We start from the raw sequence: 13,191 nt of genomic DNA, 5'->3' as shown, positions 1-13,191 counted from the left end.
CGCACTATGCCAACAAAGCATCTATATCCTTAGCGGTCAGTTGTTTAACAAAACTTTCTTCAGTAAAGATCAGTCCTTCTGCCAGTTTGCGCTTTTTTTGTTGCAAGAGCAAAATTTTCTCTTCTACCGAATTTTGTGTGATAAACTTGTAAACTATCACCTTGTTTTCCTGCCCGATGCGGTGTGCGCGGTCAATCGCCTGCGCCTCTACAGCAGGATTCCACCAAGGGTCTAATAAGAAAACGTAATCGGCAGCAGTGAGGTTTAGCCCAGTGCCGCCTGCCTTGATAGACAATAGAAACACAGGGACATCGGGACGCTGCATAAATTTCTCTACCTGTGCCTGTCGGTCGCGGGTGCTGCCGTCCAGATAGGCATATTGGTATTTTTCGGCTTCGATCCTGCTGCGCAAAAGCGCCAGATGCTTAACAAACTGGCTGAAGATCAGAACTTTGTGCCCTTCTGAAACAAGGCTCTCCAATCGGTACATCACGTCGCGCATCTTACCTGAATCGCCTTTGTAGTCCTCTTGTACCATCTGTGGGTGGCAGGCTAATTGCCGCAGTTGTGTCAAACCCTGCAATATGAGTATCTGCGATTTGGCAATTCCGTTTTTTTCTATGTGTTCCAGAATTTCGTTGCGGTACTTGGACTTGACTTTTTCGTATTGTTCCTGCTGATCATCAGTCATTTCGCTGTAGTGTACCTGCTCCATTTTTTCGGGCAGATCTTTGGCTACCTGACTTTTGTGTCGCCTAAGAATGAATGGTTTCACGAGTGCTTGCAATTTGTGTAACTTAGCTGTGTCGTTCTTTTTTTCTATCGGGACTACAAAATGCTGTTGGAAATAGCTCTGTGAACCCAGTAGTCCGGGGTTCGTAAAAGCCATTTGCGACCAAAGGTCTAAGGCGCTGTTTTCGACGGGCGTTCCCGTGAGCGTAAGCCGATGCTTGCAGTTCAAGCGACGAACAGCCTTTGCAATAGCCGCATCAGGATTTTTGATTGCTTGCGCCTCGTCGAGGATGACGTAGTTGAAATAGTATTTTTCCAATAGGTTATCAATGTCCTGCCGAATGATACCGTAGGAGGTGATAATCAGGTCGTACTTATTGAAAATCGCTGTGTTTTTGTAGCGAAAGACGCCTGTATATTTCAAGATCCGCATTTTAGGCGTGAATTTGCGGGCTTCCATTTCCCAGTTGTAGATCAGCGAAGTAGGTAAAATGAGCAGCGAGGCATGAGGCGTTGCGCCTTCGGCGGCAAATCGTTCTTTTTCTGCCTGCAAAAGGGCAAGGGTTTGCACGGTTTTGCCTAAGCCCATATCGTCGGCAAGGCAACCACCAAAATTGTATTCCCGCAGGAAATTGAGCCAATTATAGCCTGCTTGCTGGTAAGGGCGCAGTTGTCCTTTGAAATGTTTGGGCAGCGGGTAGTCTTGGGGTTGCTCGAAATTGCGCAGTTGCTCCAATCGGCGGCTCATGTTGATTGTAGCTATTTCTTGTCGCTCCAGTTCTTGGAGAAGTGTGATGTGGTGTTTTTGCAGAATCGGCTGTTCGGATCTTTCTTCGGAAAACTGCATCAGATCGGTAAAGCGCGTAAACCACGCTTCAGGGATCAGTGCCAGTTCGCCATTGGGCAGTTCGAACTCTCGTGTTCCCGACAGGATGTACTTACGGATCTGGATGAAGGGAATCTCATAGTCGCCGAAACGGATTTTTGCCTGAATATCAAACCAATCGCCGGCTTCTTTGATTTGCAGGTCGAAATGGCTTTCGCCGATGAAATATTTTTTGCTGTCTTGATTGGATTGTATAAGCCGTATGCCCCTTGCAGCAACTTCGGACTGTTGCACCTGTAGCCATTCGAGCGCCTCTGTACCGGATAAGGTAGCCTTACCTGTACCAATTTCCAGACCGTTTTGAACAAGCCACTTGAGTTGAGCGCGTTCTTGTTCAGGTTGACGGATAATCTTATGGAATATGTAATTACCTGCTTTGCATTCTACCGAAACCGTGCAGCTTTGCTCCTGTCCAGGGCGGAACTTAAAACTGCCATAGCGGAAATGCAAATCGAACTGCATCTTAAAGTCGGTGGTTGCAGCCTGACCGCTCCCCTGAAAAAGTTCTGCCTGCACCGGTTCGGGCATTTCGGCGAAGTACAGCGTAGTTTGCAGGGGATGTTCGTAGGTGCGAATGTCTAAACCCTCTGCTGTAACTTGGAAGTTGCCCAAAAACTGGGGCAATACATTTTTAAAGTATTGTTCTTCTGCCTGTCGGGGAATTTTTAACTCGTCTTTTTTGAGAAAAGGGTACAATTTTTTACCATCTAAAGGCTGCTTGAAATGATAGAGGCGTTGTCCGATCAGCAGCCATGCGGGGGTGGTACAAATCACGATACCACTCTGCGCAGGTGTCATTTGCAGGCGCTCGCCTTGGTGGAAGAGTTGGAGAAAAAAACTTGTCCCTTCTTGATGACGGCGATAGTGCGCTTTTACTTCGACCGGCTCGTGTATATAGGTAATTTCCTTGTGTGCAGGGTTGCCATCGGTTGCCATGATAAAGAATCGCTTATTTGCCAGTTTAGACAGGTAAGCAGCACGGTGCTTTTCCATTACCTCGTAGATCGTCTCTTGCAGTTGTCGGTTGCCTTTGTCCTTGTCATAAGTTTTGAGGAAAAAGTCCTGCGTAGTCATTTTTTTAGTGGCAAACCTTCTGGCTATCGAGTCGGGATGCATCTCCTCCGAAAGGCGAATCAGCGCACGGTCAGTTTGATCGGTTTGATCGGTAAACTCGCCGACATTCATAGAAGACAACTTCTGGTAGCGAAGCGATAGCCGCCCTTCCGCATCTGTCTGCACTGCGTAAGGATCTATCAGATAGCCCAGATACTCGTGTCGGAGCAGTGCGTAAACAATACAATAAGGCTGTTTGAGATCAATTTTCATAGGTTTTCAAAAAAGAAAGCAGCGCTTCCAGTAGCGCAGTGGGTTGTTCGGCATGTACCCAGTGTCCTGCGTTGGCAATAGTTACCAAGCGGCTGTTAGGGAAAATGGCAGGTATCTGCGCGGCATCTGCATCGGTAATATAGCCGGAGCGACTGCCTCTGATGAATAACGTCGGTATCGCAATGGGATGCCGATAGCTCAGCGGCTGCCCTACTTCGGCAATTTGTTTAGTGATTACGGGCAGGTTAAACCGCCAGCCGAAGCGGTTGTCTTCGGTGCGGTACAGGTTTTTAAGCAGAAATTGACGTGTGCCTGTATCCATGCCGTATTGGCTCAGGATATTTTCTGCTTCCTGACGGCTTTGGAGCGTTGCAAGCGGTACAGCATTGAGTCCGTCTAAGATACTTTGGTGGTGTACAGGGTAAGCACGTGGGGCTATATCTACTACTACTAGTCGGCTCAGTTTATCGGGGAAATCGGCAGCCAGTTGCATCGCCGCTTTGCCTCCCATCGAATGCCCGATTGCTGTTGCTTGCAAGGGTTGCACAAAATCAATCAGTTGCACCATATCAGTTGCCATGTCGGTATAGCGAAGGCTATCGGCGCGAAAACTCCGCCCGTGGTTGCGCATATCCGCCAGTATGACATGGTAGGCTTCTGCAAGTGTTTTGGCTACGGTCTGCCAGTTGTCTAACAGCCCAAAAAGCCCATGGAAAATAAATAGAGTACCGTTTGCACGATTATGTTCGCCTAATTCCCTAAAATGTAAAACTTGTGTTTCCAATATAGTAGCGCTTAGGTTTTCTGTTGGTCAATAAAAATCGAATCTGAAAGATAGTAGTTTTTTTAAAATGTAGCGCTTTGTTTTTAGAAAATCCGCTAATTAGCTATATTTGCCCCTCATTTGGCATCGGCAAACATTTACACCGACATAAAAAGTATGATTATTATCAACATCAAAGAAAACGAATCTATTGACAAAGCGCTGAAGCGTTTCAAGAAGAAATTTGAGAAAACAGGCGTGATGAAAGAGCTTCGCTCGCGCACGTACTTCGAAAAGCCTTCTGTGCGTAGGCGTGCTACGCGTCTGCGGGCCGCTTATCGCCAGTCTTTGCTTGCAGAAAGTAATCGAGGCTAATTTTGCAGGCAGGATTTCGCATGTATTGCACCCTCCTAAGCTGTAATTAATACTGTTTAGGAGGTTTTTTTATTTCATCTCCTCCAATCAGCTTCTATGGAGTGGGCTTCAGAAATTATCAGGTGGTTGACCGATCCGGAATACATTATCTTGTATGGCGGACTGGCACTGATTTGGGCAATTATTTTTGCCGAGAATGGAGTCTTTTTTGCCCTTTTGTTACCCGGCGAGTCGCTGGTGTTTCTCACAGGTGTTTTCTGTCAGATGGGGCTGTTGCCGCATTCGCTGCCTTTTACGATGCTTGCGATCTACACGGCTGCTTTTGGCGGTCATCAGTTCGGCTACTATTTCGGGATGCGCAGCGGGCGGTGGCTCTTCCGGCACAAAGACAGCTATCTCGTCAAACGCAAGCATTTGGCACTGGCACGCGCCTATTACCGCAAATACGGTGTATGGACGATCCTGATTGGACGATACATTCCTGTTGTGCGCACGTTAGCCCCTATTCTTGCGGGTAGCTTTGCAATGAAGCATCATACTTTCACTTTTTACAACCTGATCAGCACAACTTTTTGGGTAATTCCGTTTCTATTGCTGGGTTACTTTGCCGGGGCTGTCGTGCCTAATCCGCAGCGTTACCTGCCCTTAGTATTTATTGGACTAGCAGTCATTGTTCTTGTCCCGCTGATCAAACCGCTGATTCCCAAAACATGGATTAACTTTTTCCAACAACGGACTGAAGAAACCAAAGACTAACATAATCCTGATAAGGCATGTTGCAACAAACAAAAGAAGAAGTGGTAATTTTAGGTGGTGGGCTAGTGGGTTCGCTTCTGGCATTGCTTTTGGCAAAGCGCGGCTATCAGGTAACTGTTTTTGAAGGACGACCCGATCCGCGCGAAAAAGGCTACGAGCGCGGCAGATCAATTAACCTCGCGCTTAGCGACAGAGGCTGGAAAGCGCTCCAAAGTGCAGGAATAACCGAGTCAGTGAAAGAAATAGCCATCCCCATGTACGGGCGAATGATACACAGTCCCAGTGGCGAACTGACCTATCAGCCCTACGACAACACAGGCAGAGCTATCTACTCTGTTACACGCGGAATACTTAACCTTTCGCTTTGCAACGAAGCAATCAAGCACGGAGCGGTATTCAAATTTGGCTACCGCAGCACCGAAATAGATCTGAAAACCAACCGCATCACGCTGCGCCACACGCAAAGCGGCCAAATAGTTAGTGTGCAGTCTGCCATCTTGCTGGGCGCTGACGGGGCTTTCTCTGCCGTGCGGCAGGCAATGATGCGTACCGATCGCTTCAATTATTCGCAACACTACATAGACTACGGCTACAAAGAACTCACCATTCCGCCTACGGAAACGGGGGGCTTTCGCATCGAAAAAAATGCGCTGCACATCTGGCCGCGCGGCAGCTACATGCTGATTGCGCTGCCCAACGGCGATGGTAGTTTTACTTGTACGCTTTTCTTTCCTTTCGAGGGCGAAACATCATTTGCACAACTTACATCAGATGAAAAAATTACAAACTTTTTTCAACAGAGTTTTGCAGATGCTGTACCCTTGATACCCAATTTGCTGGAAGAATTTGCGCAAAATCCTACCTCTTCACTGATTACAGTGCGTTGCAGCCCATGGACTTACGGAGGCAGGGTTGGACTGGTGGGAGATGCCGCCCACGCAATCGTTCCGTTTTATGGACAGGGTATGAATGCCGGCTTCGAGGACTGCCGAATCCTGACCGAACTGTTAGACAAGCATCATGGCAACTGGGCAGCAACTTTTAAAGACTACGAACACGCCCGTATTGCTAACGCCAACGCGATTGCTGACCTGGCATTGATGAATTTTGTGGAAATGCGCGACTCGGTTGCCGATCCGAAGTTTCTGCTGCGCAAAAAAATTGAGGCGCATTTGCATCAACTTTTCCCCCAAGAGTGGCTACCGCTCTACACAATGGTAACTTTTTCAGATCTGCCATATAGCCAAGCACTGCGCATCGGCAAAATTCAGGACGAAATCATGCAACGGGTTATGCAAACTGAGGCTATCGAAACCTCATGGCAAAGCCTTGATTTTGAAGCAATAAAAAACGAATTAATGCAAAAAATTGAGCAATGTTCTGCTCAATAGACACGTAGGCAGATCAATCCTTGCTCAGCATAAGGGCAGCAAGTAAATTGCGGGGCATCAGAGAATTAGTGTATTATAGATCAACAGTTGCACTGCTCCATGCCTGTAGATGAGGAGCATAGCAAAGTTAAAATTCATGGAGATAATTTGCGTTTGCTAACTTTTGATGATAAGTTTCGCTATCTGCGGATTTTGTTGTATCTTTCCTTATATAGCCCTTTAGCAGCATCTATGCCAAATGCTGACAGGTATTATCATATATTTTCCACGCTGTCTGAACATTGAAAGGTTTGGACAACGCACGCTTTTTTGCTCATATATCATTGTAGCATATGCCAAATTACTCTTAACAACATTTAACGCATACCGTACAACACAATCCCCAATGGGGCGTACATTTAGGTAGCTAATTTCGTATGCACAAGGTCATTTTTAAAGCCACTTACTATGAATCAATTTGTCAAAACCCTTCTGATAGGCACCCTTTCCGGATTTCTGGGCGCTTATTTATTCCAGTGGAGTGGACTGAGCAACAGCAGCGGTGGGGCTGAACCTGCTTCGGTTAATGCTACAGAATCGGTAAGTTTTACCGACTATAGCCCGCAAATTTCCAGCCTGCGTGCCGATCAGATGAGCTTTACAGATGCTGCCAAAGCAAGTACCGAAAGCGTGGTGTACATCAAGACAGCATCGCTCAACCAGCGCAACTACACATTTTTTGACCTGTTTTTCGATGTACAGCCCCGCTATGACCGCGTGATGGGTTCGGGTTCGGGAGTGATTTTTTCCAAAGACGGCTATATAGTAACCAACAATCACGTTATTGAAAAGGCTACGGACATAGAAGTAGTGCACAACAAGCGCACTTACAAAGCTAAAGTTGTTGGGACAGATCCTTCGACAGACCTTGCGCTGCTCAAAATTGAGGCAAAAAACCTGCCCGCCATCCGCATTGCTTCTTCTGAAACCGTCCAAGTGGGCGATTGGGTGCTTGCTGTTGGCAATCCTTTCAACCTTACCTCTACCGTAACAGCAGGTATTGTGAGTGCCAAAGGACGAAGCATTAACATTCTCGAAAATGCACAGTTCCCGATCGAGTCGTTTATTCAGACCGATGCTGCCATCAATCCGGGTAATAGCGGCGGTGCCTTAGTGAATATTCGCGGCGAGCTGGTGGGTATCAACACTGCCATTCTTTCACGCACCGGCTCTTACGCCGGCTATGGCTTCGCCGTGCCTTCGGATATTGTGGTAAAAGTTGTCTCCGATCTGAAAAGTTACGGACAAGTTCAGAAGGCATTTTTGGGCGTAGATGTGATTGATGTTACCGAAGAAGTTTACAAAGATTTGAACTTAGACGAAATTTCGGGTGTTGTAATTACGTATATAGAACCCAAAGGTGCTGCCGAAAAAGCAGGGCTGCAAAGAGGAGATGTAATAGTAAGCATTAACGGCAAGCCAATAGACTCTAAGGTAAGTTTCGACGAACAACTGAGCTATTACAAGCCGGGGGATAAGGTAAATGTACGTTTCAAGCGCGGGGGGAAGGCAAATGACCGTCAGGTAGAGTTGACCAATATAGACGGTTCTACTTCTGTCTTCAAACGCGAAGTCTATAAAGCAGAGCGCATCGGGGCTGAGTTGGAATTGGTACCAAAGGCCGAGCGAACCAGACTCAGCATTGAAAGCGGGGTGCGTATCAGTAAGATTACAGGCGGTTTGATGCGCCAAATGGGTATCGAAGAAGGATTCATCATCACTTCTATCAACGACCGACCGATCCAATCGCCTGAAGAATTAGCCGAAATTCTCGAACGCATCCGGGGCAGAGTCATCATCAAAGGAGTAAGTAAAAACGGTACGAAAGGCTACTACTCGTACATGTTTTAGAAGAAACAATTAGCAGTCTGAGGTAAGTGTTCTTGTCCGGGCGAAGATTGTAAGTTTAGGTTTATTAATAGGTTTGGGTTCTCGCTGTTGCCTTTGGCAGCAGCGAGTCTTTTTTTAGTCTAATTTTGCGCCATTACAATCTCATTCGTCCGTACTATGAAGAAAATAGTTCCTATCTTAGTCGCAGCTACTTTACTGTTTGCGCTGTTTCCCTCTTGCTCGTATTACGATACGGCAGAAGAAAAGGCCGATAAATCCCTGCTGAGCAGTCATCGCTGGGGATACGATACCATCATGATGATGGGCCTAATAGATTCGGTGTTTCGCGCCTATCTTTCAGGACAATTAAAAGACACTACGGGTATGGCAAAACGCATCAAGAGCCTACAGGTTTTTATGTATCACATGGGGCAGTTTGCCATCGAATTCCGCGAGGATGGTACGCTTTGGGTCAAAGGCGCAGGAGCCAAAGAAGGCACTACAGGCAAGTGGAGGTATGATAGCAAAACGATTGAAACCGAACTTATAGGGGCAAATGATATTATCATCAAGGCACAAATGATCGTCCGGTATTTGGACAGCACCAAATTAGTAGCGATCAATAAAGCACTCGAAAAAGATCTGGGGCTGACTACTTTCGTGCTGATTCCGCAAAAATAGCAATGCAGCTACTGGTTGTACTGGTTCATAGTCGCTGCCAGACCTACAGTACAAAACGAAAGCACAACATCCTGCGCCCGTTGCAACGCAAAGGGCATCTCTGCCATTTCTTCTGCGTTGAACTTGCTCAATACATAATCTGCTTGCCTGCCTTTAGGATAATTATTACCAATGCCGAAACGCAGGCGGGCGTAGTTTTGTGTACCCAGTACAGCTTCAATATCCTTCAAACCATTGTGTCCGGCACTACTGCCCGAAGGACGCAGCCGCATTTTGCCAAAGGGTAGCGCCAGATCGTCTACGATAACTAGCAGATTTTCAGGCTGTATCTTATATTGCTGCAACCAATAGTTAACTGCCTTTCCGCTTAGGTTCATGTAGGTGGTCGGCTTGATGAGGTAAATGCTGCGCCCTTTGTATTTCAACTCGCAGGTGTACGCAAGTTTTTCAAAGGAAAAAGTAGCGTTTTGCTGTTGCGCAAGTGCATCTACAACCATAAAACCGATGTTATGGCGCGTTTCGTGGTATTCCGAACCAATATTGCCCAGCCCTGCAATCAGGTATTTCATGGCAAAGCAAAAAAGAAATTAATTCCTGCGGATAGGACGGCCGTCGCTGAGCGGCTCTACGAAGCCAGTCATGGCTAAGATCGTGCTGCCGCCCGGGATGTTAGCAAACACAGTAGTTAGCTTATTTTGCTGACCTTCTCTGCCGTTGCTGTCAAATTCGAGTACTATTTCGCCTTGACCGCCCGGAGGAACAGGCTCTTTGGTATAGTCTGCTGCCGTACAGCCACATTGGGGCTGCACCTGCGAAATCACCAGCGGGACTTGTCCTGTATTGGTGAATTTGTAAGCATGTCGCACTTTTTTGCCAGGGGTAATCGTGCCAAAGTTATACTCTTGCGAGTCGAATGTGATAGCGGCAAATGCTGCGGCGGGCTGCTGTTCGGTAGCTGCCGGAGCAGTAGTTTCAGTTGCCACAGGCTGGCTGATCGTTGCCTCTGCGGATGTATCTGCTGTTTGCTGCCCCTCTGTTTTAGGTGAGCAGGCTACCTGTGCGAGCGTAATTGCTCCTGCAATCAGGCAGATAAGGGCTTTATTTTTCATGGCAATAATGATTAGTCCGATTTTCAAGTTGTCGTTCTTGTACTAACTTTGTAACATCCACAAAATTACCTTGTGTATTGCTGCTTTACAATTTGTTTTTGCTCATTTATCGCATCGGTTTGCATGTAGCTGCTCGGTTTAACACTAAGGCAGCAACTTTCCTGACCGGTCGCAAAGAACAGGCTTCACTCTGGAAGCAATTGTTTGCTGCACATCCGCATCGGATTGTTTGGTTTCACTGTGCTTCTCTTGGCGAGTTTGAGCAAGGCCGACCTGTAATCGAAAACTTCCGGCGAACATATCCACAGTATAAAACTCTGCTTACCTTCTTTTCGCCAAGTGGCTATGAGATCCGCAAAAACTATGAACACACAGATTGGACTTTGTATCTGCCTTTAGATAATCCGCAGACAGCACAGCAACTCATCAGCTTGGTGCGCCCCGAGTTGGTTATCTTCGTCAAATACGAGTTTTGGTATTATTACCTGAGCGAGTTGCACAGGCAAAATATCCCCGTACTGCTGATTTCCGCTATCTTCCGCCCAACGCAGTTGTTTTTTAAGCCCTATGGTAAATTTTACAGGCAAATGCTGTACTTTTTCCGTCAGATACACGTGCAAGATGAGGCATCGCGCCAACTGCTCGCACAGATCGGCATTACTCACGTAGAAGTATCGGGCGATACGCGCATTGATCGGGTAGCGCAAATAGCAGAAGTTGCCGCTCCTGTAAGCATTGCTGCAAAGTTTGCCTATGAAGAAAAAGTGATAGTCATTGGCAGCCTCTGGCCCGATGACTGGGAGGTGATTTGCAACGATGTTAAGCAACTAGCAGTCCATTGCAAATTCATTATTGCACCGCATGAAATAGATGAAAACATACTGAAAAAAATTGAGTCTTCGCTTCATCAACTCAAAACTGTGCGCTATTCAAAAATCGAGCGGCAGGAGATCAGCCATATCTACGGCGCTCGCGTGTTGCTGATAGATAATGTAGGTTTGCTCAATCGGCTCTACGTTTACGGAGAGCTTGCCTACATCGGGGGGGGCTTTAAAAGCGGTTTGCATAACATTCTCGAGCCTGCTGCCTTCGGCATACCGGTGATATTTGGTAACCGCAACTACAAGCGCTTTCGTGAAGCAGTCGAATTGCTAGAGCAGGGTGGCGCATTCACCATTGCGCAGAAAGGTGATTTTTTAACCCTTACTGCTCATCTGCTCAACCAGCCGGAAGCGTGGCAACAAGCTGCTACTGCCTGTGAAACTTACGTCCGTCGGAATGTTGGCGCTACCCAACGGGTTATGAACAGCATAGAATCACTTTTAAACGATCCTGCAAAGCATTGAAATGGCTTGTTCGCATATGGTTGTTTATGTTGCTGATACTCACTGTAGCATTGGGCATCTATGTGGTATTGAAACCCGGCTATTTTCGCTGCTTGAATATCAGCCGCGAAGCTGTAGAATTGATTGCTCCTAATGTGTATGTAAGTCCTGAAATGCCCGATGACATGCGCGACTCCTTGCTGCTATACTTAGAGGAAGCGAGAAAGCGCATCAGTAATTTTTTTGGCGAGCAGCAGGCGCGCCCTATGGTAATTGCAGGACATAACCTACAGGCTATCCGTTACTTTGGCGCAGTCAATGCACGTACAGGACTCACACACCTTGCCATAACGGGTGCTTACATCGTACTTGAGCCGGAAGGTATCAATCCCGACGTATTGGCACATGAACTTTGCCACGCCGAACTAATGGCGCGAATAGGCTGGTGGAGTCGCACGTTTCAGGTACCTGCATGGTTCGATGAGGGGCTTGCCATGCTTTTAGACAACCGCTTTCCGCAGGCAGAAGAAGAATGGGAAATGATCACACATGGCGGCGCATACGCACCGCCGCTCAGCAGTTTGGCTACCAACCGCCTTTTCTTCGAAAACCCCAACCACGTATATCTCAATTACCTTACTGCGCGCCACGAAGTATTGCAGTGGTACGCCAGCCGAGGACAAGATGGGCTGCTCGCCCTTTGCGAGTGTCTGGCTGCAGGCAGATCATTCCGGCAGTGCTATAGGAAGTAGCATCAATTTACAGCAGAGAAGAGTGCGTATTGGCATCTTCGCGGATGGGGCGCTCCTCTTGCCGGCGCAACTCGTAGTTGGCTTGTTCTGCTGCCAGCCGCGCCAGCGATGAGTGCAGGTCAGCAATAATTGCCTCTTTTTCCGACAGTAAGTCGTTTAAACCTTCTTGTACAGCCTTCCACTCGTTTTCTTTGCGCGCCCAATAAATACGCATAATATTCATTTCGTTTTCACTGGCAGCAAGCTGTATGTTGAGCTGTCGGATCTCATCTGTAAGGCGTTGCCTGTCTTGTTCGTGATTGAGCGAACAAAGCGAAAGTTCTTGCTGCAAATCCTCTAATTTTCGATTAGTGATTGATAGTTGATGCGAATACTCCCTGATTTTCCGATTAGCAAAATCTTCTATTTCATCTGCTTCCATCTGAATTTTCTCTAGCTCCAACTTTAAAGCTGCTAATCGCTGTTGCGACAACAAATACGTCACTACAGCGCCAAAACCTGCTGCCAAAAGTATCCACAACAAGAATGGAGAAGGAAAAAACATAGTTTCCATAGTCTTTACTGTTTATGAAAAAATATAAAAAAATATGCGCAGCACGAGAGTGCTACAGTTGATCCGATAGGGAAGTAACAAAGCGGTTGAATGTTGTTAAAATACAAATAAAAAATTAAAAAAACTAATTTTTCGATTGATTTTTCCCGGTACTTGCGGTACTTGGGATTTGGTAGCGATGCAAAAACAACGAACTTTGTTGCCCTTACACAAACAGGCACATGAACGCAAAGATTATCTCGACGCTTAAATACATCCTGACGCTTGCCGTAGCCCTTGGGCTTTTTTGGATACTTTACCGCAACCAAGATTTTGGCGAACTCTGGCGCAATCTATCGCAAGCCCGTTGGGAATGGATTGCGGCATCCATTATCTTATCGCTCGTAGCTCACCTAAGCAGAGGCATTCGCTGGGCAATTATGCTCAAACCATTGGGCTATCATGCAGGCGCTGTACCTGCCTTTGCCGCCGTAATGATTGGCTACTTGGCAAATCTTGTAGTGCCGCGCATGGGTGAAGTCAGCCGCAGCGCCGTGTTGCAACGCATGAGAGGCATACCCTTTCAAATATCCTTCGGCGCTGTAATTGCCGAAAGAGTTTTTGATTTGTTCATGCTTATGTTGTTTACGCTGGCGGCGCTATGGTTAGAGTTTGACCGCCTCAGCGATTTTCT

Annotated in this window: 13 protein-coding genes; 8 read left to right on the top strand and 5 right to left on the bottom strand. The window is 47.0% G+C overall.

The window, feature by feature from the left end:
• Positions 1-4 precede the first annotated feature (4 nt).
• Together ACWIP2_RS02065 and ACWIP2_RS02060 are read right to left on the bottom strand one after the other, a co-directional pair.
• Positions 5-2,944 carry a DEAD/DEAH box helicase gene (locus ACWIP2_RS02065; protein ID WP_448518233.1) on the bottom strand — a complete coding sequence of 980 codons (2,940 nt, stop codon included), beginning with the start codon at positions 2,942-2,944 and terminating at the stop codon, positions 5-7.
• Entirely contained in the window at positions 2,934-3,728 is a 795-nt protein-coding gene (locus ACWIP2_RS02060) for an alpha/beta fold hydrolase (RefSeq protein ID WP_448518232.1), read from the bottom strand. The genes ACWIP2_RS02065 and ACWIP2_RS02060 overlap by 11 nt, the downstream gene beginning before the upstream one ends.
• A 156-nt stretch (positions 3,729-3,884) precedes the next feature.
• Here ACWIP2_RS02060 and rpsU point away from each other — a divergent pair, with 156 nt between their 5' ends.
• From rpsU to ACWIP2_RS02035, 5 genes are all read left to right on the top strand, one after another.
• On the top strand, positions 3,885-4,082 hold the full coding sequence (gene rpsU, locus ACWIP2_RS02055; RefSeq protein WP_448518231.1) for a 30S ribosomal protein S21: 198 nt from the start codon (positions 3,885-3,887) through the stop codon (positions 4,080-4,082).
• 96 nt (positions 4,083-4,178) lie between these two features.
• Entirely contained in the window at positions 4,179-4,838 is a 660-nt protein-coding gene (locus ACWIP2_RS02050; RefSeq protein WP_448518230.1) for a DedA family protein, read from the top strand.
• A gap of 17 nt (positions 4,839-4,855) precedes the next feature.
• Positions 4,856-6,229: an FAD-dependent oxidoreductase gene (locus tag ACWIP2_RS02045; protein WP_448518229.1), complete on the top strand. Its 1,374-nt coding sequence runs from the start codon at positions 4,856-4,858 to the stop codon at positions 6,227-6,229.
• A gap of 447 nt (positions 6,230-6,676) precedes the next feature.
• On the top strand, positions 6,677-8,119 hold the full coding sequence (locus ACWIP2_RS02040; RefSeq protein WP_448518228.1) for a Do family serine endopeptidase: 1,443 nt from the start codon (positions 6,677-6,679) through the stop codon (positions 8,117-8,119).
• 156 nt (positions 8,120-8,275) lie between these two features.
• Complete coding sequence (locus ACWIP2_RS02035) at positions 8,276-8,779, top strand: hypothetical protein (RefSeq protein ID WP_448518227.1); 504 nt, start codon at positions 8,276-8,278, stop codon at positions 8,777-8,779.
• Positions 8,780-8,787: 8 nt separating this feature from the next.
• Here ACWIP2_RS02035 and pth read toward each other — a convergent pair whose 3' ends face one another.
• Together pth and ACWIP2_RS02025 are read right to left on the bottom strand one after the other, a co-directional pair.
• On the bottom strand, positions 8,788-9,348 hold the full coding sequence (pth, locus tag ACWIP2_RS02030) for an aminoacyl-tRNA hydrolase (protein WP_448518226.1): 561 nt from the start codon (positions 9,346-9,348) through the stop codon (positions 8,788-8,790).
• Positions 9,349-9,366: 18 nt separating this feature from the next.
• Positions 9,367-9,888, bottom strand: coding sequence for a DUF1573 domain-containing protein (locus ACWIP2_RS02025; RefSeq protein WP_448518225.1), 522 nt, complete (start codon positions 9,886-9,888; stop codon positions 9,367-9,369).
• A 77-nt stretch (positions 9,889-9,965) separates the two neighbouring features.
• On the opposite strand from ACWIP2_RS02025, the gene ACWIP2_RS02020 reads away from it, so the two are divergent.
• Positions 9,966-11,234, top strand: a complete 1,269-nt coding sequence (locus ACWIP2_RS02020) for a 3-deoxy-D-manno-octulosonic acid transferase (RefSeq protein ID WP_448518224.1) — start codon at positions 9,966-9,968, stop codon at positions 11,232-11,234.
• A gap of 26 nt (positions 11,235-11,260) precedes the next feature.
• Entirely contained in the window at positions 11,261-11,965 is a 705-nt protein-coding gene (locus ACWIP2_RS02015) for a hypothetical protein (RefSeq protein WP_448518223.1), read from the top strand.
• A gap of 7 nt (positions 11,966-11,972) precedes the next feature.
• Here ACWIP2_RS02015 and ACWIP2_RS02010 read toward each other — a convergent pair whose 3' ends face one another.
• Complete coding sequence (locus ACWIP2_RS02010) at positions 11,973-12,518, bottom strand: hypothetical protein (RefSeq protein WP_448518222.1); 546 nt, start codon at positions 12,516-12,518, stop codon at positions 11,973-11,975.
• Positions 12,519-12,739: 221 nt separating this feature from the next.
• Here ACWIP2_RS02010 and ACWIP2_RS02005 point away from each other — a divergent pair.
• A partial coding sequence (locus ACWIP2_RS02005; protein WP_448518221.1) for a lysylphosphatidylglycerol synthase transmembrane domain-containing protein occupies positions 12,740-13,191 on the top strand: 452 nt, incomplete at its 3' end.

Source organism: Rhodoflexus sp., assembly GCF_053489755.1.
This window is presented reverse-complemented; position numbering and strand designations above follow the sequence as displayed.